Source organism: Leptospira tipperaryensis, assembly GCF_001729245.1.
Classification (GTDB): Bacteria; Spirochaetota; Leptospiria; order Leptospirales; family Leptospiraceae; genus Leptospira; species Leptospira tipperaryensis.
Genome location: NZ_CP015217.1, coordinates 2,414,770 through 2,437,228 on the forward strand (window position 1 = coordinate 2,414,770; position 22,459 = coordinate 2,437,228).

17 protein-coding genes and 1 tRNA gene are annotated in these 22,459 nt (G+C 43.3%); 9 read left to right on the top strand and 9 right to left on the bottom strand.

What is annotated here, in order from left to right; translation table 11 throughout:
• Nucleotides 1-427: 427 nt before the first annotated feature.
• From clpX to A0128_RS11415, 5 genes are all read right to left on the bottom strand, one after another.
• Complete coding sequence (clpX, locus tag A0128_RS11395) at nt 428-1,690, bottom strand: ATP-dependent Clp protease ATP-binding subunit ClpX (protein ID WP_069607630.1); 1,263 nt, start codon at nt 1,688-1,690, stop codon at nt 428-430.
• Nucleotides 1,691-1,704: 14 nt separating this feature from the next.
• Nucleotides 1,705-2,319 (bottom strand): ATP-dependent Clp endopeptidase proteolytic subunit ClpP, encoded by a 615-nt coding sequence (gene clpP / locus A0128_RS11400; protein ID WP_069607631.1) that lies wholly within the window; start codon nt 2,317-2,319, stop codon nt 1,705-1,707.
• Nucleotides 2,316-3,671: a trigger factor gene (tig, locus tag A0128_RS11405; RefSeq protein WP_069607632.1), complete on the bottom strand. Its 1,356-nt coding sequence runs from the start codon at nt 3,669-3,671 to the stop codon at nt 2,316-2,318. Before tig ends, clpP begins: the two co-directional genes overlap by 4 nt.
• Nucleotides 3,672-3,710: 39 nt before the next feature.
• A tRNA-Gly gene (locus tag A0128_RS11410) sits at nt 3,711-3,782 on the bottom strand.
• Between the two features lie 62 nt (nt 3,783-3,844).
• Nucleotides 3,845-4,483 carry an arylesterase gene (locus A0128_RS11415; RefSeq protein ID WP_069607633.1) on the bottom strand — a complete coding sequence of 213 codons (639 nt, stop codon included), beginning with the start codon at nt 4,481-4,483 and terminating at the stop codon, nt 3,845-3,847.
• A gap of 63 nt (nt 4,484-4,546) precedes the next feature.
• Here A0128_RS11415 and A0128_RS11420 point away from each other — a divergent pair, with 63 nt between their 5' ends.
• The 3 genes from A0128_RS11420 (at nt 4,547) to A0128_RS11430 (ending at nt 8,369) form a co-directional block, all read left to right on the top strand.
• Nucleotides 4,547-6,280, top strand: a complete 1,734-nt coding sequence (locus A0128_RS11420; protein ID WP_069607634.1) for a glycoside hydrolase family 3 protein — start codon at nt 4,547-4,549, stop codon at nt 6,278-6,280.
• A gap of 240 nt (nt 6,281-6,520) precedes the next feature.
• Entirely contained in the window at nt 6,521-7,693 is a 1,173-nt protein-coding gene (gene hemW / locus A0128_RS11425) for a radical SAM family heme chaperone HemW (RefSeq protein WP_069607635.1), read from the top strand.
• Between the two features lie 271 nt (nt 7,694-7,964).
• Entirely contained in the window at nt 7,965-8,369 is a 405-nt protein-coding gene (locus tag A0128_RS11430; RefSeq protein WP_069607636.1) for a hotdog family protein, read from the top strand.
• A 115-nt stretch (nt 8,370-8,484) separates the two neighbouring features.
• Here A0128_RS11430 and ilvN read toward each other — a convergent pair whose 3' ends face one another.
• Nucleotides 8,485-8,970 carry an acetolactate synthase small subunit gene (gene ilvN, locus A0128_RS11435; RefSeq protein ID WP_069607637.1) on the bottom strand — a complete coding sequence of 162 codons (486 nt, stop codon included), beginning with the start codon at nt 8,968-8,970 and terminating at the stop codon, nt 8,485-8,487.
• Nucleotides 8,967-10,676 carry a biosynthetic-type acetolactate synthase large subunit gene (gene ilvB, locus A0128_RS11440; RefSeq protein ID WP_069607638.1) on the bottom strand — a complete coding sequence of 570 codons (1,710 nt, stop codon included), beginning with the start codon at nt 10,674-10,676 and terminating at the stop codon, nt 8,967-8,969. The genes ilvN and ilvB overlap by 4 nt, the downstream gene beginning before the upstream one ends.
• A gap of 641 nt (nt 10,677-11,317) precedes the next feature.
• Here ilvB and A0128_RS11445 point away from each other — a divergent pair.
• A complete protein-coding gene (locus A0128_RS11445; protein ID WP_069607639.1) occupies nt 11,318-12,427 on the top strand; it encodes a tetratricopeptide repeat protein in 1,110 nt (369 codons plus the stop codon).
• 6 nt (nt 12,428-12,433) lie between these two features.
• Here A0128_RS11445 and A0128_RS11450 read toward each other — a convergent pair whose 3' ends face one another.
• Nucleotides 12,434-13,333 (bottom strand): metallophosphoesterase, encoded by a 900-nt coding sequence (locus A0128_RS11450; RefSeq protein ID WP_069607640.1) that lies wholly within the window; start codon nt 13,331-13,333, stop codon nt 12,434-12,436.
• 107 nt (nt 13,334-13,440) lie between these two features.
• Between A0128_RS11450 and A0128_RS11455 the strand changes: the two genes are divergently transcribed.
• Nucleotides 13,441-15,978 carry a methyl-accepting chemotaxis protein gene (locus A0128_RS11455; protein WP_069607641.1) on the top strand — a complete coding sequence of 846 codons (2,538 nt, stop codon included), beginning with the start codon at nt 13,441-13,443 and terminating at the stop codon, nt 15,976-15,978.
• Nucleotides 15,979-16,051: 73 nt separating this feature from the next.
• Entirely contained in the window at nt 16,052-16,321 is a 270-nt protein-coding gene (locus A0128_RS11460; RefSeq protein WP_069609254.1) for a hypothetical protein, read from the top strand.
• 312 nt (nt 16,322-16,633) lie between these two features.
• On the opposite strand, the gene A0128_RS11470 is transcribed toward A0128_RS11460, so the two are convergent.
• The gene (locus tag A0128_RS11470; protein WP_069607643.1) at nt 16,634-18,637 is read right to left on the bottom strand and encodes a helicase; all 2,004 of its coding nucleotides are present in this window, start codon (nt 18,635-18,637) and stop codon (nt 16,634-16,636) included.
• A 160-nt stretch (nt 18,638-18,797) separates the two neighbouring features.
• Here A0128_RS11470 and A0128_RS11475 point away from each other — a divergent pair, with 160 nt between their 5' ends.
• From A0128_RS11475 to feoB, 3 genes are read left to right on the top strand one after another with little or no spacing between them, the layout of a single operon-like run.
• Nucleotides 18,798-20,099: an ABC1 kinase family protein gene (locus A0128_RS11475; RefSeq protein ID WP_069607644.1), complete on the top strand. Its 1,302-nt coding sequence runs from the start codon at nt 18,798-18,800 to the stop codon at nt 20,097-20,099.
• A complete protein-coding gene (locus A0128_RS11480) occupies nt 20,096-20,350 on the top strand; it encodes a FeoA family protein (RefSeq protein ID WP_069607645.1) in 255 nt (84 codons plus the stop codon). The genes A0128_RS11475 and A0128_RS11480 overlap by 4 nt, the downstream gene beginning before the upstream one ends.
• A complete protein-coding gene (gene feoB, locus A0128_RS11485) occupies nt 20,337-22,451 on the top strand; it encodes a ferrous iron transport protein B (RefSeq protein ID WP_069607646.1) in 2,115 nt (704 codons plus the stop codon). Before A0128_RS11480 ends, feoB begins: the two co-directional genes overlap by 14 nt.
• Nucleotides 22,452-22,459 lie beyond the last annotated feature (8 nt).

Genomic DNA, 22,459 nt, shown 5'->3' on the forward strand with positions numbered 1-22,459 from the left:
CAATATTAGAATATTTTAATTTACAAAATTCTTTGTTTGTCCGCATTCTTTTTGGGGAAACCAGCCACCGAAGAATCTGAAACGTTTTTCGCAAAGAATCTTTGCCGAGAGGACGCAAAGGAGAGTATTCTGTAGGAGTTCCGACAAAGAAAAGCCGATTTTTTTGCTTGGAAAATTAGGTTTTTGTGATATAGGAAAATCTCCGGAGTTTTCCCGCCACCGCTCCCCTCCACCCAAAATCAGGGTGGGGCCCGCGTGTTTTACAGTAGAGTCGTCGTAGTTCCTACAAAACTATCTTGAGACAAGCATCTGTATGCGAAAAATCCGCAACCAATAGAGAACATCGAGGTTTAAACCCCGAGCAAACTCGATGGATCCAACCAGGTCCACCCAACACTTCGCTCTCTTTGGAGAGCTCGGTGAAAAACTAAGCGATTTTGGATTCTTTTTTGAGAATGAGCGTCGGCATCACGCGGTCTGAGATGACTTCCCCGGTGATGATCACTTCTTCAATGTCTTTTCGAGATGGAATGTCGAACATCAGATCCAACATGATATTTTCCACGATGGCTCTCAGTCCTCGGGCTCCCGATTCTCTTTTGATCGCGAGTTCTGCGATACGATCGATCGCATCTTCACGGAATGTAAGTTTTACATTCTCGAGTTCTAATAAACGAGTGTATTGTTTGAGAACTGAGTTTTTTGGTTCGCGGAAGATTTGTTTGAGCATATCCACGTCCAGCTCTTGGAGTGTCGCTACGATCGGCAAACGTCCGATAAATTCAGGAATCAATCCAAACTTGATTAGATCTTCCGGAATCACCTGTCCCATCAACGCGTCCTTGCTGTCCGCCTGAGGTCTTGTCTCTTCGGATCCGAAACCGATCGTTTTCACACCGGTTCTGGATTTGATGATGTTCGGAAGATCCACAAAGGCTCCTCCGAGAATGAAGAGAATATTCTTCGTATCGACTTGTAAGTATTCCTGGTGAGGATGTTTTCTCCCACCCTGAGGAGGAACGTTGGCTACGGTGCCTTCAATAATCTTAAGAAGCGCTTGTTGAACACCTTCTCCGCTCACGTCTCTCGTGATCGAAGCACTATCCGACTTGCGGGCAATCTTATCTACCTCGTCGATATAGATGATTCCGATTTCAGCTTTTTTGATATCATTGTCCGCGTTTTGGATCAACTTGAGAATGATGTTCTCAACGTCTTCTCCCACATATCCGGCTTCGGTCAATGCAGTCGCGTCTACGATTGCAAAAGGAACCTTGATAATTCTTGCAAGAGTCTGAGCGAGAAGAGTTTTCCCGCTTCCCGTAGGTCCGATCAAAAGAATATTCGATTTTTCGATTTCGATATCGGATTTCTTTTCTTTCAGATTTACGCGTTTGTAGTGGTTGTAAACCGCTACGGAGAGGGCTTTCTTTGCGTGATCTTGTCCGATTACATACTGATCCAAGATCGCCTTGATGTCGGCCGGACTTGGAACCTCGCTAAAAACTTCCGATTTTTCGTGAGTATGATCGTGATCTTCCGCAATGATTTCATTACAGAGAGAAATACACTCGTCGCAGATGTAAACACCCGGACCGGCGACTAAACGTTTTACTGCATCCTGTTCTTTTCCGCAAAAAGAGCAGAATAGTTTTTGTTTACCGTTCGTTCCCGGTGTTTTCTTCGCCAAGGGAGATCTCCTTATTAAGCTGGGGCAGCGACTGGCGCTGTTTTGCTACGGTCGATATCGATTACGGTATCTAGAATTCCGTAGTTCTTCGCTTCTTCCGCGGTCATATAAAAATTTCTTTCGGTATCTTTCTGAATTTGCTCCACACTCTTTCCGGTGTGTTTGTGATAGATCGTGTTTAAAATTTCTTTCAGTTTCAGAACTTCTCGGGCTTGAATCTCGATATCGCTCGCTTGACCCGTCGCCCCGCCCATAGGTTGGTGCATCATGATTCTTGAATTCGGAAGCGCGGAACGTTTTCCGGGAGCGCCGCCTGCCAGAAGCAGAGCCGCCATAGAAGAAGCCTGACCCAAACAAAGAGTTCTTACGTCGGGCTTTATGTATTGCATTGTATCATAAATGGCGAGACCGGAAGAAACATAACCTCCGGGAGAATTGAGATACAAATAGATATCTCTCTCCGGATTTTCAGCTTCCAAGAATAACAATTGGGCTGTAATCACGTTTGCATAATCGTCGTTGATTGCATTCCCGAGAAAGATGATTCTATCTTTTAAAAGTCGGGAAAAGATATCGTAAGATCTTTCTCCCCTGCTCGTCTGCTCGATCACATACGGAATTACACTCATGATTTCTGCTCTTCCTTTTGGTTCAGATATTCTTTTACCTGGCCAATACTCAATTTGTCAGTATATTTCTTTTCTACAAGATCAAAGAGGGTATCATCCACTTTTTTCGCGAAAAAATTTTCTCGATAATTATCCATGAGTTTTCCCTTTTCCAGCTCTTTTTTAAGATCGGACAGAGAAATCTGGTAACTTGACGCAAGTTTTTCTAAATCGGCATCAAAATCCGAATCAGAATACACAATGTTCTCCGTCTGAGCGATCTTTTGACGGGTGAAAAAGTGTTTCAGGCGGGTTTCCGCGAGATTTTTGAAAGATTCTTGCACTTCTTTCAGATCTTTTTTGATCATCTCCGCGTATTTTTCCATCGTAATGTGAGGAAGACGGAATTCGTGGATCATATTGTGAAAAACGTGTTCGGATTCTTCTTTTACATAAGATTCCGGGAAGATAAACTTAGAATCGTCGATGACTTCCTTGTAGATCTCTTCCATCTTCTTATTCTTCACCCCGTCCTCAAAACGTTCCTTAAGGTTCTTACGAATCTTATCTTTGAGGGCGCCGAGAGACTCGGAACCGTCGAATTCGGAAGCGAGATCGTCGTCCACCGGTGGGAGAATGTTTGCATATTGAGCTTTTACGGTTACGGAATATTCAAAGGATTTCCCCGCCACTTCGTTCTGAGAATAATCTTCAGGGAATGCGTGGACAAAGTCCTTGCTGTCTCCGGTTTTTAAACCGTAGAGATTGTCATCAAAACCTTTCAGATTGCTTTCGTGACCTAAATGGTAGTCGTTGGAAGTATTGCTCGCGTTTTTCGGTTCTTGACCGGATTCGCGGACCACGTATTCCATATCGATAATGTCCCCGCTCACGGTGACTTGGCCTTCTTCTTTGAGCTGTTTACGGGCCAATTGTTTACGGATGGTTTCGATCTCTTCTAACACGTCGGCGTCGGATACGACAACTTCCGGAAGTTTGACCTTGACCTTTTTGTATTTACCGAGGGTGATTTCCGGATTGGTTTCATAAACCGCTGTCGCGATCAGAGTTTTTCCGGGTTGATAGTCTTGGATTTCAAATTTTGGAAACCGGACCATCGGATGTTCTAATTTTGTAATGATAGAAGTCATTCCGTCCACGATCAGAGTGTTGATCGCGTCACTCGCCACCGCGTCACCGAGATGACGTTTCACCATTTGCAAGGGAGCCTTGCCTTGGCGGAAGCCGGGAATTTTTACGTCTTTCTGTTTTTCCGCGTAAGTCTTTTCAAAAGCTTTCTCGATATCGGAAGCTTCGAAAGTAAGTTTAATGTCAACGGTAGCGTTAGAATTCTTTTTTGTTTTGTATTCCATGATTCGAATAGGCCTGGAGGAGAAGAGTATAGAAGAAAAAGCGGGAAACGGGATTCGAACCCGCGACCCCCTCCTTGGCAAGGAGGTGCTCTACCACTGAGCTATTCCCGCGATTATTCAGGTAGATCCATGATTTTCGGCAAAAGTCCGGTGTAAACTCACTTTTTGGAGAATCATCTTTTCCTCAGAATTTTTTGAAAGAAGGGCAAAAGATTTTTTGCAAGGATCCGATGTCCTTCCGCGGTTGGATGAATTCCGTCTTTCTGATTGAGTTTTTTATTTCCGGCGACTCCGTCCAAAAAAAACGGAACGAGAGGAAGGCTTTCGTCCTTTGCAATCTTTGGAAAAATAGATTCAAATTTTTTTCTATATTCTTTTCCTAAATTGGGAAAGGTTCTCATCCCAATGAGAAGAATTTTTGCCTTCGGATTTTTCTTTCTCACTCTCGAAAGAATCTCTTTTAGATTCTTTTCAGTTTGATCCGGAGAAATTCCCCGCATGGAATCGTTGGCTCCGAGTTCGAGGACGAACAAATCGAAGGGATTGGAGAGAGCCCAGTCCAGACGAGACAAACCGCCCGAACTCGTGTCCCCGCTCATACCCGCGTTGATGGACTTCACGGAAACTCCTTGTTTGGAAAGTTCTTTTTCCAGAACTCCCGGAAAGGCTTCCTCCGGAGAATTGAGCCCCAAACCGGCGGTAAGACTGTCTCCAAAAAAAAGGATTCGAATCGGAGAGGTTTCGGAATCTGCGGAAAGGGAAGTAAAATAAAAAGAGCTTAGAATGAGAATTAAGAGTTTAAAACGAATCATTACAACGACCTACCGGAGGAATTTGTTTTTACAGAATTCAACGTTCTTATATCCTGTCAAACTATGATCCGACGTTTCCTCTTTGTGTTCCTTCTTCTTCTGGCTTTCCTTACGGCGTTTTACTACATTCCTTCTTACCAACAAGAACTCCAAGCGGATGGCTGGGACGGTTATTTAGAATCTCAGGCAAAGAACATCGTGGACAATATGAGTCCGGAAGAATTGGCGGGTCAGGTGATCCACGTAGCCATTCCAGGCAAAACCTTGGATCAAACCGCGGAAAAAGAAATTCAGGAAATTCTTCCTGGAGGAATCATTCTTTTCGGAATGAATCTGGGGACCAAACAGGAAATTCTAAAACTCAACTTCGAACTCCAGAAAAAAAGTTTGGAAGCTTCGAAACTTCCTCTTCTCATTTCCGTGGATCAAGAAGGTGGAAGAGTTCTTCGCGTAAAAGATGGGGTCACTCAATTTCCGGGAGCGATGGCGCTCGGGCAAGCGAAGAACGCGGACTACGCATACAAAGTAGGTTTTGTTACCTCGTATCAACTTCGTAAACTAGGACTCAATTTTGTATTCGCTCCGGACTTAGACATCAACAACAATCCGGACAATCCCGTGATCAATACTCGTTCTCTGGGAAGTTCTCCCGAGATGGTTTCGAAAGCCGGAATCGGTTATGAAAAGGGTGCGAGACTCGGCGGTGCGATTCCAACGATCAAACACTTTCCGGGACACGGAGACACAAACGTGGACAGTCACTTAGGACTTCCTAAGATCGATAAGAATTTGGAAGAATTGGAAAAGATGGAACTCATTCCTTTCAAAGAATCGATCGCACAAGGTGCAGAAGTCGTGATGAGCGCGCATATCCTCTATCCAAAATTGGATCCAAATCTTCCGGCGACTCTTTCTTCCAAAATTCTTACTGGAATTTTAAGAGAAAGAATGGGTTTCAAAGGTGTGATCATCACCGACGCGATGGAGATGAACGCAATATCGGTTCACTACAAAGACAGTGATCCGGGAGTTCTAGCTATATTAGCAGGAGCTGATATTCTTCTTATGACGAGCTGGGGAAAAACCACACACGACATGAGAGACCAGATTCTAAAAGCCTATAAAAAAGGAACTTTTCTAAAAGGAGAAAGGGATCTTTTAAAAGAAGCGGCTTACAGACAAATTCTTCTCAAACTCAAACACGGAATCATCTACGAATTCGCTTCCAAAAAATCAAATCCGAAATCCTTATCTCCGATGGAAGAAAAAGAAATCACCTTCTTCCAAGAACAGATGAATGAAAGAGATAAGATCTTTTTGGAAATTTTTTCTCCGACGTTAAATACTGACGTTTCCAGAGCCGCCGTCGTTTCCTTTCCCGAGGTTTTTGTTCCGAACTCAGTAAAAGCGGAAGAGACGATCTTTGCAGTGAAAGGGAAAGAATTCGAGAGCGTCCTAACCGAAAAAAATCTATCGAACGGAAACACCGGAAAGATCCCGGCCCTGATCAAGGAAAACAAATACAAAAGAGTGGTTCTGACTTCTTTTAGCCAGTTGGAACTCGATCTCGCGGCGGGAATCGCAAAACGTTATCCGACACTGGAAGTAGTGACTCTTCACTATGGAACTCCATTCTTAAAATTGAATACTCTTCCCAATCTGAAAATTTTATTTTCATTTTCGCCTACGGTAGAATCGAAAAAGGCGCTTCTTTATACGGTTGTGGAAAGAACCACTCCGGTTCCCGTTGTGGATCTCATCTTAAAGAGCGCCAACGAAAAGACCGCGGCGAAATAAGAAGGATCGCAAAAGTTCTCTTGAGACTCCGACCTCGTTTGGTTTAAGCCGAATTTTGTCGGAGTTCCTACAAAACAAGAAGCAAATTTTCTACTTGCTGAAAGCGTAATTTTATGATAGAGAAAATTTTCCCGATTCTTCCCACCACCCCACCCCGCCACCCAAGGTCAGGGTGGGGCAAAAAAAGTTTTTCGGCGGATCGTCGGAGTTCCTACAATTCCCCGTTTTCGCCGTTAGGCTATGAAAGAGAATAGAGTGGACTTGCAAAATCCAATTTCCAAAACAGGTTTGCCGGGAATCTACATCCACTACCCCTACTGCATTCAAAAATGTGAATACTGCGATTTTTTCTCCGTTGGAAACGGCAAAGCCCCGATCCCCGACGAAGCAAGACTCTTTGCAAGATACAAAGAGGAAATTCTTCAAAGAATCTCAGACAATCCTTCCCTTTCCAGTTTAGAATTTGATACGATCTTCTTTGGAGGAGGAACTCCCAGCCGAGCCGATCTCAAACGTATCGAGGACACGGTCGTATTCTTAAAACAAAACCTGATCGTCTCTTCTCAAGCGGAGATCACGATGGAATGCAACCCGGAAGATATCACTCCGGAATTTTTAAACTCTCTCTCTCAGGCAGGAATCAATCGTATCTCAGTGGGAATCCAGAGTTTTCATCCGGAAAGACTTCAATTCTTAGGAAGACACTACGATCCCGAACGTTACGGAAATATCTTGGAAACCGTCAAGAATTCTCCGATCCGAAACTTCTCAGCGGATCTCATCTACGGAATCCCGGGACAAACCATCGAAGAAATTCTCAAGGACATCCAACAGGTTCTTTCCTACGGAGGAAAACATATCAGCCTCTACGCGCTCACCGTGGAAAAGGGAACGGAATATTCAAGAAAAGTAATAGACTCTATTCTTCCTCCGCCCGAAGAAGAGATCCAAGAGGAGATCTTAAAACAACTCCCGGAGCTTCTCTTTCCTTTCGGAATGTTTCAGTATGAGGTAAGCAATTATTCAAAACCTGGATTTCATTCCAGACACAATCTAAAGTATTGGACGATGGAATATTATTTAGGAATCGGTCCCGGAGCTCACGGATTTCTCCCGGGAGGACGTTATTCAAATCCAAGAAATGTGGAAACTTACAAACGAAAAGAATTCTCCAGAGATTATTCCCCTCCCGATGTTTTTGAAGAATTGGTTCTTTCTCTCTTTCGTTTGTTTCAGCCGATCGATATAAGTTCTTTTTACGATCTCATTCCGGACAAAAAAGAAAAGTTAGAACAAGCCTTGGTCTCTCTTAAAAACTCAAACCTCGCCACATTCCAAAATGGAATCTTTTGTTGGAAACCGGAATCGGTTCTTTTTTTAGATTCCGAGATCCTAAAACTCGCTTCCTTATAAATCGGTTTCTTTTTTGAAACCGATTCAACCCAAACAAAGCAAAAAAGCTTCGCCTAACACAAATACATTCAAAAATAATTGTATACAATTTTTAATATATAGATAAACGATAGTCTCAAAACCAGAGAAGTCGTTCAAAATGTTTTCCTTCCAAACAACCAATTTGTTTTTAAAACTAAGCCGATCCAAAAACCGCTTTAGCAAAATTCAAATCCGGCTCAATTTTTTCGTTCTTCATCTTTTATGATTATTAGTTAGACAAGAGACAACAATGATGACCAAAACAAAAACACACCAATACGAAACGTCCTTCCACTTTCAGGCGGGAGATACGAATGGGAAATTGACCTTTGAAAAGGTTCAGATGATTTTAAACGAAGCAAGGAAGGAAGCCCTTCAAAATATTGAACTTCATTCTTTTTCTTCGGGAGCAAATACGATCGAACCCTTGGTTCTTTGGTCGGAGAGTGATTTCACCGAAATGCCCAACTTTTCGGATTCGGTTTTGATTGAAACCGAACTCCAAAATTTAACGGGCCCTCGATATAAGATTCTACAAAAGCTGATTCGAAAATCGGATTACAAGATCCTCTGCCAATCCAAATCTCTTTGTATTCTTTTTGATTCTCATAAAAAGAAACCCTGGAAAAAAAGAGAATCGTTGTTAGTTGGCTGATTGATTTAAAAAAGAATCCACATCCATTCGCCGAAACAAAATCCCTTCTACACGGCGAACCGATTCCAACGCATAAGTTTAGAATTCCGATTCTATCTAAAAAATGAATTTCTAATTAAGATCCGATGCTTCTATAACGAAGCGCAATCTGTCCGGTTCGAACGATTTCTTCAATCCCATACTTGGACATAATTTCTACGATCGCGTTTACCTTTCTGGAATTTCCTGAATATTCAATCGTCAAAGAAGAATGCGTTAGATCCGCGATCTTTGCCTCAAAAACCTCGCAGACCGAAAGAATCTCGGTTCTTGTAGTTTCTGAAAGTTTTACGACCAAAAGCACCAATTCTCTGCTCACACAATCGTGATACGCTAAGTCCTCTACTTCCAAAACATCCGGAAGTTTGAAAAGTTGTCTTTTGACTTGATCCACGGTCGACTCGTCGCCTTTGACTACGATGACCATGCTGGAAACTTCGGGATCCACGGTAACACCTACCGCGATCGAATCTATATTATAACTTCTGCGAGTGAATAAACCGGAAACATGACTCATGACTCCGGGATGATTGTTTACCAGAATTTTCAGAATGTGTTTCATGCTTTTTTTAGTCCGGCCAGATCCTTAAATTCAATCATATCCTTTTGAGATTTTCCCGCGGGAATCATCGGGAATACTTTTTCTTCGGATGGAATCATCACTTCCAAAAGAGCGGCCCCGTCGTCTTTGGTAAAAAATTCGATTGCCTTGTCGATTTCCGACTTCTCGGAAATTTTCATCGCGGGAATCGAATAGGCTTCCGCGAGTTTTACAAAGTCGGGATTGAAGTTCCATTCCGATTGGGAAAATCTTTCTTCGTAAAAGAGTTCCTGCCACTGGCGAACCATTCCTAGAAAGTTATTATTAAAGATGAGAATTTTGACTCCCAGTTTGTTAGCCGCGATCGTCGCCAATTCTTGAATGTTCATCTGAATCGAACCGTCCCCGGAAACACAGATCGTCATCTTGTCGGGCCTTCCAAACTTCGCTCCAATCGCAGCGGGAAGTCCGTAACCCATCGTTCCGAGTCCGCCGGAAGTAAGCCAGTTGTTCGGCTCGTCAAAAAGATAATACTGAGCCGCCCACATCTGGTGTTGTCCCACGTCCGTGGAAACGATCGCCTTTCCCTGGGTCTTTTTGTAGAGACGTTCTAAGAAATCCTGAGGTTTGATCGTAGTTCCGGAATTATCAAAATCCAGAGGGTGATCTTTTTTGAGTCCTTGCAGATAATTGATCCAAGAAGGACGGTCCTGTTTTTTTACATAAGGAAGAATCGCTTGAATCGCGTCTTTCAAATCCCCGTGTAAAAGATAATCCACATGAATTCGTTTATTAAATTCGGCAGTATCGATATCTACGTGAGCGCGAACTGCTTTTTCAGCGAATTCCCCGATCTTGGCGACGCGGTCGTCAAAACGCGCACCCAAGTTGAGAATATAATCACATTCTAATACTGCTTTGTTCGCCGCCGCGGTTCCGTGCATTCCCAACATTCCCACTGCAAGCGGATGTGTTCCCGGAAAAGACCCGATTCCCATCAAAGTTGTGGTCACCGGAATTCCAGCCTTGGTGGCGAGTTCGAAAATTTCTTTGTGAGCGTTTGCGTTGATCGCTCCCCCGCCGACATAAAGAAGTGGTTTTTTTGCGGAGTTTATGGCTTCGGCGAATTCTTCTACGTTTCCCTTTACTTCGGGTTTTTTATAGTGATGAGGAGCGATTTTGAGACGGGTCGCCTTTCTCACGTTAGTCAGCTCGGTCTGAACGTCCTTTGGAAAGTCCAAAAGGACCGGACCGGGGCGACCACCTAACGCGATTAAGGTGGCTTCCTCGAAATGTCTCGCGATATCGTCCGCGGACTTCATGAGTGCGTTGTATTTTGTGATTGGAATCGTAATTCCGAAGATATCGGCTTCTTGAAAGGCGTCGCTTCCGATTGAATTCGTCGCGACCTGACCGGTAATTGCGAGCACCGGAATGGAGTCCATTTTTGCGTCCGCGAGACCGGTTACTAGATTAGTGGCTCCGGGTCCGGATGTTGCAATGCACACACCGAGTTTCCCTGTCGCTCTCGCATAACCTTCCGCCATGTGAATAGCGCCTTGCTCGTGTCTTACGAGGATGTGTTTGATCTTCTTACTTTTGTAGATCTCGTCATAAAAGGGTAGAATGGCCCCGCCAGGGTATCCAAAAACGATATCCACACCATATTCTTCCAGAAGTTCCACCATCAATCTGGCGCCTGTAATTCTTTCTGATTCTGCGGACATGGTCCCTCCCCTTACGTCCATAAAGATACCGGAAAGGCTACTGTCAAGAGGAACCGAATCCTGAGATTCTCATTCTATGCTCTCCAAAGAGGAGTTTTATTGTGTTTCTTCGTTCTCAAATATAATAAGCAAAGAAGGTTCTATTCACTGGTTTTCAATTTGTAAGAAGGGACTTGCTTTGCCAATAGGAAAGACTAATATAAAAATTGCCGTTGAAATGAACACATTGGAAGTTCCCTCCCCGAAAGAAATTCTTGTTCGATAAAAAAGATTTTGGAAGGAACAATCAATTCAAAGAGTTCACGACAGATCATTCGGAATGAACGGCAAAAAATTGACTGATCCGACCCAAACGAGTAGTTTTTCAGAGAGGATCATCGTCTTCGTAGATTCGGAACCGAGTTCAAACGAGACCGTTCTAAGAAAAAAAGAGAACAGAAATTTTTTTCCTAAATCTAATAGATAGAAAGGGCTAATTTTCGACGCAAATTACTTTTTACTTTCGGATTCTTGCAATCTGTTCTTATTTTCTTTACAGAATATTTGAGCCTCAAAAGAATATTCAATCAAAGTCGAACGTCGAAAACAATAATGCGAATTCAAAAATTGGAAGAGAGTAAACTTTAAAAAGAGAGAATCAAATGGAAAATCCTAATATTGAAAAAGAAGAAGAGGACAAACAATTTGCGATCATCAAAGGTCTTGCAAAGGAAGCCTATAAATTATTAGATTCTCATCAATTTCCAAAGGCGGAAGCCAAGCTCAAAGAGCTCCTGGAAAAAGATCCTCACAATACATACGGTCTCGTAGGAATGGGAGATCTCTTTTTTAAGAAAAAAGATTATAAGAATGCCATAGAATATTATCATAGATGTATACAAGAAGATCCTTCGAACAAGTTTTCCCTGATGGGACTTATGAACTGTTATCGCGAAATGAATCTACTAACTCGAGTGATCGAAGTCGCCGAAGATTATAGACATATCACGATCACCGACGCGTCTATCTTAAGTCGAGTTGCGGACGCACATCGTAAACTTAAAAACTTTAAAGAATCAGAAATTTATTATATGCAAGCCCTTCAGATCAATCCAAAGGATCAGTATGTGATCGTTGGTCTCGGCCATCTCTACTTCGCCTGTCAGAAATACAAGGACGCGATCCACTGGTGGGAAAAACTGCTTCTTATCCAACCGGACAATATCAAAATATTAACCGAAATCGGTAATTCTTATCGCAAGATCAAAGACTACGACGAAGCGATTCAGTATTATCACAGGGCCGCCGAACTGGATCGGAAGAATTTTTTCGCGTTATACGGTCTTGCAGAAAGTTATCGTGGAAAAAAAGATTTTCACAAAGCCAATCAATATTGGGAAAGAATTTTGGAATTCGATCCTGACAACAAACTCATCATCAACCGTTACGCGGACAGCCTACGGGGAATGGGAGAATTCGACAAAGCTCTCGAGTGTTTTAACAGAATTCTTGCAGAAGGTGAGGATTACTTTGCGTTGCTCGGAAAGGCTTCTTCCCTCAAACTGATCGGAAAAAGAGACAAGGCAGAGGAAATCTATCTCGATCTTCACAAAAAATTTCCGATGGATCCGAGACCGCTTCTTGAGTTGTCCGATCTGTATGTGGAAGTGGAAAAACCGACGGAAGCAGTTCGTTTGTTAGAGGACTTTCAGAAAAAACAACCTCTCAACGAAGAGATCAAACTCAAATTAGAACATATCCGAGGAGAATAAGAACTCCTAGTCTTCGGGGAGGGAAATTCTCTCCTCCCCTTTTTCTCCCACAAAAATCTCCTTACAATCCCAGACCCCGTTCGTTCGTTGCAAACGAATATGATGACGGTGTATATTTCCTTCTTTGGTTTTGAGAATTCTCGGAACCTTCGCCGCATTGATTGTATGGAAAGAATTCTCGCTGATCTTCCAAGTTCGATCCCGGTTTAAATCCTGGATTCTATGATGCATGTGGCCCGCAAGAATCAGAGAAACCCTTTCACCTCTTTCTTTTAGAAAATCCAGAAAACGTCGAAGATCCCCGTCTCCCCAATCTCCTCCCTTCTTTCTAAAATCACAACCCCAAATATCGTCCCGTTTGGATCCGTATCCGGCAGGCCCGTTGTGTGCCAGAACGATACATTCCTTTCCTTGAATCTTCGGATAAAGAGACTTCATCTTTTCAAAAGAATCCCTAAAGGAAGAAACTCCGTATTCTTTTTTGAGTAAGGGAAGAAAACTCAAAGCCCCTCCCATCGAAAGAGGACGAGCTCCGACGAGTACCGTTTTCGAATCCAAGTCGGTCACGGAATAACCCACACAAATTGCGCCACCCATTTGTCTTTTGAGGCGAGTTAGACGAAATTGATGTCCGATGCTTCCGATACGTATCATCCATTTTGAATGTAATATTTCTCCCAGTAACTGAACCAGGTTCGTCGAGTCGTGATTTCCCGGAATCCAGTAGACTTTCTTTTTTAAGTTTGCTATTCCCCGAGTCACCTTTCGGCCGGAGAAAGGAAGATAACCGGGAAAATCTCCCGTGACCAAAATTGCGTCGTAATCGGACTTGTCAAAATACTCGTTGTCCCTTCGGTCCCAAAATCCATGGACGTCTCCAATGAGAGCTAACTTGAGATTTTCCATCGGTATTTTAGTTTCTCCTTGTATTCAAGCGTGTAAATCTGGAAATTTACCGAAAAGAAGCAAAAACCGAAACGCTCGCGCGACGGTTGATATCGGGAACCCGCCTCATGGATGAAATCACAAAGTCGATCCGCAAATTTACTCTTCAGTTTATTCTAATTACCGAAGTAGTCGGTTACGTTATTACTGTAGGAACCGCGATTCTTTTTTACCAGACGTTTCTGGAAATGGATCCGGAACAGCTAAAAGTCGCAATCTACATTACTCTTGGCACGACATTCTTCACGCTCATCTATACGTTTTTCTCGGACAAACGCAGGCTCAAACCCATTCAGGATTACAGCCGCACGATCGAACAAGGAATCATCGATAAAGACACGGCTCTGAGCGCTCAAAAATCAATCTTGAGACTTCCGTTCGGACATTCGATTGAAATCGCTTCCAGAATTTTTATCACCGGTTTTGTCATTGTTCTTCTCTTGAGTCGTTTTGCAACTTTGGACAAGTCGGATTATTACAACCTTCTTTCGATCATTCTTCTGCTTTCTCTTTCGGTAGGCGTGTATACTTTTTTAGTTTCCGAAAGACTCACGTCCAAGCTGATCGAATCGGGCGCATTCAGTAATATCGATACTTCTAGTCTTGTAAAGATCAAACTCACAAGATCTCTCACGATCACTTTTATCTTTATCGTCATCATTCTCGCGATCGGAGTTTCGAGTCTCGTCTTCAAACTCAATTATACCGCGATCCGAAAATCGTATTTTAATCAGATGATCAACGTAAACGAAACGCTTCATATTCTTACGGAAACGATTTTTGAAGAAGTGCAAGCGGACGCGGAAAGACTTCGTAACGATTCGAACTTTCTCTCTTTTGTGGCGGGCGGAAGAGAAAAAGAAACTAAAAAATATCTGGAGAATCTTCTGGGAAGATCCTCGAAATACGAATCGATTTCGATCATCCGAGTCGACGATAAGAACTGGAAACTTCTCGTCGCAACCGGAACTCTCGCGTCAAACGGCACGTCCAAACTTTCAGACTATGAACTTCCACCCGAAACTATAATTGCAGAATCTCTTTCCGCAAAAAAAATCTTTCTGAGTAAGCCGATCGCTTCTACGGTTTCGGGAACTCCGGTCGTCTTGGCTCTGGAATCCATTCCCGGTGAGAAGTCTACCTATCTCGCTTTCGGTTTGAGAATCGCGGATCTTACGAGCAAATTGATCGGTTCGATTCAAATCGGAAAGTCCGGTTATCCCGGTCTTCTCAATCACGGAGAAGTGATCATCAATCACGTAAACCCGGCTCTCAATCTAAAAAAACTCACCGACTTTCCCTTTTACGAACAGGTGAAAAATTATAAGGACAACGTTCCCATTCGTTATCTGTTCAACGGTAAGTATAAGTATATGATTCTTCGTAAAAATACTAAATACGACTTTATCACATTCGCTTCGATCGAAAACGAGGAGATCGCCGACGACGCGATCATCTCAGTTCTCGCTATGGCGGCGATTTCAACGGTCGGAATGTTGTTCATCGGATTTTTGATCTACATTATTCTTAAAAAAAGACTACAGCCTCTCGAAGACAGTAAGGACGTTTTGGAAGCGATGGCCGAAGGAGATCTCACAAAAGGTCTCAAAGTTCTGTCCATGGACGAGATCGGAGAAATGTCCATCTCCATCAATTCGTTTAACAAAAAGGTGAAAATGATTTTGGGCAAGATCATCGAAGCTTCGAGTAATCTCGCCTCCTCTTCCGATGAAATGTCAGGCGCTCTCAATTTTATCTCGGACAACGCGCAAAACCAAGCCGCGTCTTCCGAAGAAATTTCGGCTTCGATCGAGGAGATTTCCGCGGGAATGGACGGAGTCGAAACACAGACGAGAGAACAGGTCGGCCTTTTGGACAGATTGGGTCTCGACATGAACAAATTCTCCAATTCCATCCATGAAACTTCAGCTAACTTAGAAAAGACGATGTCCGACGTGGAGAGAATTACGCAAGAAGCCAAAAGAGGCGGAAGCGCGCTCGAACTCACAAATCAATCGATCACGAAAATCAGTCGGAGTTCGGAAGATATCACCGGAGTCATTGAAATCATCAACACGATCTCGGAACAGATTCACTTGCTCGCGCTCAACGCCGCAATCGAAGCCGCAAGAGCGGGCTCTGCCGGAAAAGGATTTGCGGTGGTCGCAGACGAAATTTCCAAACTCGCTGACAAAACTACAAACAGCATCAAGGACATCGAAGAAATCATTCAGAGTAACGAAACCGAAATCGGAAACGGAATTCGAAACATCACAAACACCGTAACCGTGATCTCGGGGATCATCCAAGGAATTTCAGAAATCAACAGTCAGATGAAAACCGTGAATCAGTTTATGGAAGACCAACTTTCCAAAAACGATCAGATGAATCTCACAGCAAAAGAAGTTAAAGGAAGATCGGATGTGATCCAGGTCGCAGTCAGAGAACAAAAAATTGCGATCGAAGAAATTTCAAGAACGATCACAATGATAAACGATCTCAATCAGTCTTCCGCGGCTTCATCGGAAGAGTTGAGTTCCAGTTCGATCGGACTCGCGAGACTAGCAGAAGATCTGAAAAAAGAAGTAGAATTTTTCAAACTCTAAAGAGAGAGAAAGAGAGTCGAGGGGTTCGCAAAAACCCCTTGATTTTTCCCCCGTTCCTTTTAGTTTGCACTTTATGGAATGGGAAAAGATACTCAGAGACTCCGTTAAAGACAATAAGATCAAGGAGTTGCATCTCAGAAAAGTCCCGACTCTCAAGACGTGTGACGATTGGAGCAAGGTCAGAGAAATCGGACTGATCGATCATAAGACCAAGTATGCACACTACAAAGGGGGTCTCGTGAAATACGGAGAAGCCTTATTCTTCGTAACTGACGAAAGATTGCAGGCAATCGCTCCCTATCGTAAATGGGAATTCAAAAGTAAAATCAAAGTAGAAGAGTAATTCTTCCGTATCTTTTCCGAGCTTTCGAGCTCGGAAAATGAGATTCGTCTTTCCACTTTTCCTCTCTTCCAAAACACTTCTTCTTTGTAAGCAATACGTAAGTTCTGTCCGAAAGAACTTCTCCATTTCTATCCCCGGCTTTGAATCCAAGCTCTTATCACAATTCTCAAAAGTTTATTTTGTAAATTCTTCCACCTTTGTTTTGGAGAATTCTTAGGGAAGTTTTGTTTTTCTAATCAAGAGAAGAAGAGAATGATTCCTTCGAGAGACGAGAAACGAAAAGATCGGCAATCAACGGAGAATCGGAATTTTTTAGCGGATCAGATTTACGATCAGATTCAGCTTTTCGGAAACGGTGATCACGTCTTGCACTCGATTCTTATCCACAAGAACCGCAGTAGGACCGATTTCGTCGAGGACGATCTTCTTTCCTTTGATCTGACCAAGTAAGAGTTCCATCGTGTTCTGATCTTTGGTGCGAACCAGAACGCAGTCTTCCGTGATATCCACAACCGGAAGATTTCCACCCCAGTCTTCTAGTAAGAAGAGAAGGTTTTGTGCGAGATCGGCCTTGCTGGAAGTTTTTAAGAAATCAATGAATTCAGCCGGTTTGTATCCGAGAAGAATTCCCAATTGGAACGCTTCTTTTGTAAGAACAAACGTATAAACCCGATCGTAATCCTTGAGTTCGGTAAAAGCTTTGAGAAGATGAAGCCCGTGAATGGAGACCCGATCCGGAAACGCGATGATCGTAAAGTCCGGGTTGATCGTGATTCCGCCCTTTTCGGTCTTGTGAGACAATTCTCCCGTTTGGAAAAAGTATTCTCCCAGTTTGGAAAGGGTTAAAAAACGATTCGGATATTCGATTTCCAAAAGTCCGAAAAGATGAAGATAGAAGATTCCACTCATGATTTCCTTACGGAGTTCCGCGAGGTCGGATTGAAAATTCTTCGTTCTAAATCCCGGAGAAAGAATCATGTGTTCCCGAATGATATTGGAAAAGATCACGGAAAGATGAATTCGTTTTGCCTTGATGATCAGACTCACACACTTATCCAGGATGAGTTTATCGTAGAAAGGCATCTCGGTCGCGGTAAACACTTCCGCGGGAATGACACGTTTCATTCTCGCTTCGTTGACTTCGTGCACGACGAGTTTCATAATTTCAAAAATATCTTTTTCGTTAAAACCGCTTACGTCCCCTTTCAGAACGATATTCTCACCTTTGATGTCCACGAGGTTCAAAAGTTTGAGAACGGGTAGAATGAGTTCCATCTGATAGATCTGGCTCTTTTCGGGAAAGATTCCGATATCCGGATTGAGAAGTTCTTGTTCCGTTCTTTTGTGATCGGCTTGTTTTACCTTTCCCGACTTTGCAAGAACGAGTCCCTTACGGCTGATGTAAGAAATCAATTTCTTTGTGTTGAGAAAGAAATCGAGATCGTTGGCCGCGAGTTTTTCAGTTCTTTGTTTGGTTCCTTTTTTTACGGAAGGAAGAATCGGATGGGTTTGAACGTATTTTAGAATTTCATCAGGAATCGCAAAAACGCGAACGAACTTTTCGTCGACGAAACAGACGTCTACGACCATTCCCTTTGCGATCAGCGAAGGAACTACTTGTTCGTATTTTCCACGGCTCGTTACCACGTAACTGCGAATGTCTTCCGCTTCGGAAACTCCTCCGCTGAGGTAGATTCTGACAAGAGTGTCTCTTTCCAAATCCGCGAGTGATTGCAGATTGAGATCGATTCCTTCTTCGGAAGTTGCGATAGAATAGAATTTCTTAACAGAGTCGACTTGTTTCGGAGACTTTACGGCCACCTTCCACTCGTCCGCGATTTCGGTCGTCTTTTTACGATCGAGAACTTTCTCTAAGGAAATCTTGTATTTATCCCCTTTGAGATTCTGATCCAGAGGAACGAGGTCCGCGATCTCTTCAAACGCATGATATTTATCTAAATTGTTTGTGAGTCTCTCGCGATTCTTTCTCTGATAAACGAGCTGGTATTTGCGGAGGAGATTGAGCTCCATCTCGACGTTGATCGGAGGAATGTTCACTTTGCGTGAAATTTCACCCAAGGTCAGAACGTTTTTATTCTTGAGAATGCTTGTGTAGATCGTAACCTGAAGTTGAGTGAGTTTTTCTAAAACCCCTTTCAGGTAAAATTCATCCTGAAAAATCTCGTAGAGATAAGTTACGTTTTTATTTTTTTCTTTATAAGGAAGTTTTACTAGATTCCAGAGGGTGGCGACTTTCTTCAGGTCGTTGAGTTCAAGTTTATCGAGTTCCTGAAGTAATACTGAATCGCTACTCATAGAGAAGATACGCCCGCGGAGGTGTATTTTATCTAGCCATATTCAGAATTTAGCTTCGTTCGTAAACAAAAAAGCAGTTTCCTCTCGCAAACAAACGCTCATTTTTTAAACTTCCTTTCTGTAGTTGTCTTTTCCAAGGAAGTTCAAAACCTTTGTGAATATGGCCGGATTTTTTGATTCCCTGAAAATGGGTTTTGGCGGTGCCTCCCGTATCTTAAACAGCGGTTTTGTATTCTCTACAAGAACGCTCCTTCTCTTAAAAGATCTCGCATTGGGAGGAGGTTCCTTGGAAACCTTTCCCATCCGACTCCGGGAAGCCTTTGAAGACCTCGGAGCGACTTATATCAAATTAGGTCAGTTTATCGCTTCCGCCCCCTCTTTGTTTCCGGACGAGTTTGTGACCGAGATGCAAAAGTGTCTGGACTCGATCCGGCCGATTCCCTACTCCACAGTCGAAAAAATCATCCGCAAGGAACTCGGCGGCCAACTCACGGATCACTTTTACAGCGTGGAACCGATTCCGATCGCCTCGGCTTCGATCGCACAAGTGCACGCGGCCGTAACCAAAGACGGGCTCGACGTCGTAATCAAGGTGCAAAGACCCGATATCGAATCCACGTTGTCGGCGGATCTGAATCTCATCTACTTTGCTTCCGTTCTTTTTGAAAGGTTTGCTCCGGGTTTAAGCAAGTCCGGAATCTCGGACATGGTTGAACAGTTCCAAAGTTCTATATTAGAAGAAATTGATTTTTATAAAGAAGCCGACAACATAGAAGAATTTGAAAGAGAACTTCTTTCAATGGGAGAAACCAGAGCAAGAGTTCCGAAAGTTTACAGAGAACTTTCGACGAAGAAAATTCTTACGATGGAACGTTTTTACGGAGCTCCGATCACTGACGAACAATCAATCCGAAGATATTCTTCCGATCCTCAAAAAACTCTGACCGAAGCCCTCGAGATCTGGTTTTCAACTCTCGCGAGAAACGGCTTTTTTCACGCGGACGTACATGCAGGAAATCTAATGATTCTTCGGGACGGAACCGTAGGTTTTATCGACTTCGGCATCGTAGGAAGAATTTCACCTCGGGTCTGGGAAGGTCTGATGATCTTCCTAGAGGGTCTCAGCCTCAATCGAACCGAAAAGATCGCGAAGGGTTTGATCCAGATGGATTCCACCGCAAAGGGAGTGGACGAGAAAAAACTTTCCAAAGATTTGGAAGCCGTTTTCTCCCGTATGACGGAGATGGTCATGAAACTGCAGATGGGAGATCTGGAATCTCTGGATGATAAAAAACTTAACGCGATCCTTTTTGAGTTTCGAGAAATTTCCCTTCGAAACGGACTCAAGATCCCGAAAGAATTCGGACTTCTCATAAAACAAATCTTATACTTTGATCGATACGTAAAGACGATGGCGCCCGACATCGATTTGATTCGGGACAGAGAAAAATTTCTTATATGACCTTTTTGTTAAACGAATTGAAAAAGGGCCAAAGCGCCTCTATAGTATCCCTCATCCACGAACCCGGAAAAGAAGATCTTTTTCGAAACATTCTGGACATCGGTCTTTTGCCCGGAATTAAGGTTTACGTTTTGGAAAAATATTCATCTCAGAAAAAAATCATTCTCAGAGCCGGCGACGTGGAAATCGCGATTCGAGAAGGGGAAGCGGAATTGATCCGAATAGGAGACGTCACCGATGGGTCATTCTAATATAGATTCTAGTTCAAAAACCGCTCGGATCGTCATGGCGGGAAATCCAAACTGCGGTAAAACTACCCTCTTCAATCGCCTAACAGGCCTTAGACAAAAAACCGGAAACTATCACGGGGTCACCGTGGAAAAGGCGGAAGGAATTTTAGGCCACGGAGAAAATTCCATGAGGGTCTTGGATCTTCCGGGTGCGTTTAGCCTCGGAGGGAACGCGGAAGACAAACAAGTCACGAGTCGGGTTCTTATCAGTCACGAAGAAGGAGATCGGGTTCTGTTTGTGATGGACGCTTCTCTCGCGGAAAGGTCTCTACAGTTCCTTCTTCAAATCTTAGAATTGAACGTTCCCGTTTTAGTCGCAGTGACGATGAAAGACGTCTTGGAAAAGAAAAGGGTCAGTCTGGACCTCGACGTCCTTTCCCGCGAGTTCGGAATTTTATTTCAATACGTAAATCCAAAAAAAGGGGAAGGAATCAAAGAGCTAAAAAGTCTTCTTGTTTCACCGGGAGCCTTTCGTCTTCCGATCAAATCCTTTCAGTGGGACGACGAACGTGAAAAATTCGTCCATCGTCTTTTAAAATCATTCTCTTCGGAAGATTCAAATTCTCTAAAGTTCGTTTTGATAAACTCGCTCAAGGAACTTTCCGGAGAAACCTTACAAAAGGGTTTGCCCGCTCTTTCTCTTCTTCCCGAAGAATCTCGAACCTTTGTAAGGGAACAGTTCGAAAATTCCAATTTAAAGTTTACTTATTTGGAAGAATTGACTCAGAAATCGATCTATATCAAAAAAATATTGGGTTCCGCTGTTTCGGGGACTTCGCTTAACAACGAAAGAATTCTTTCCAGAGTGGATCGAATTCTTCTCCATCCGTTTTGGGGAGTCGTTTCCTTTTTGGGTATCATGGCTCTTGTATTTCAGGCTTTGTTTACCTGGTCGGAAATTCCTATGGACTGGATCGAATCCACGGTTCAGAGCGTGGGAACTTTTGTAGGAGCTTACTTTGCGGAAGGACCTCTGCGATCGCTCGTACAAGAAGGGATCATTGGAGGCGTAGGAGCCGTTCTTGTATTCATTCCTCAGATCAGCCTTTTGTTTTTCTTTATCGGAATCTTGGAAGAAACGGGTTATATCGCAAGGGCTTCCTTTGTGATGGATCGTTTTATGAGTAAGTTCGGGCTTTCTGGAAAATCCTTTATCCCACTTTTATCTTCCGCTGCCTGTGCGGTCCCCGCGATTATGGGAACGAGAACGATTGAAAACAAAGCCGATCGTATCACTACGATTCTTGTTTCTCCGTTGATCACGTGTTCGGCGCGTTATCCGGTATATATCCTCGTCATCGGAGCTATCTTTCCTGCGGGAGCTCTCTGGGGAATTTTTAGCATCAAGGCATTGGCGCTCTTGAGTCTATTTCTTCTCGGGATGATCGCTTCGATGCTCGCAGCCCTCGTTTTCAAAAAGACATTCTTTCGTTCCGATTCTTCTTATTTCCTCATGGAATTACCGGCTTACAACACTCCTTCTCTTAAAAGTTTAGGAATTACCGTATTCAAAAAATTGAAAGCGTTTTTGACAACTGCCGGAAAATTGATCCTTTTTATTTCGATCCTCCTTTGGTTTTTGGCAAACTATCCGAGAATCGACTCCTCCCAATTTCCAAATGCGACCGAAGCCGAAGTCAAAAAAATCCAGATTCGAGAATCCTACGCGGGAGAGATGGGAAAGTTTATGGAACCCGTTTTAAAACCGATCGGTTTTGATTGGAAGATGGGAATTGGAATCATCACTTCCTTCGCAGCGAGAGAAGTTATGGTTTCCACACTTTCCATCATCTACGGAGTCGGAGGAGAAGAATCCGAAGACGACCTCAAGGAGGCGATTCGCAAAGACGTTGACGAGGAAGGAAAACCAGTTTGGGGACTTCGGAATTCCGTAAGTTTACTTCTTTTCTTTGCCTTTGCCTGTCAGTGTATGTCCACGCTCGCGGTCGTAAAAAAAGAAACAAACTCGATGTTCTGGCCTTTGTTTCTATTCGGATACATGACAATTTTAGCATATACTGTTTCTTTTATAGTCTTTCAGGCCTGGAATTTATTTTCCTAAAACAATCG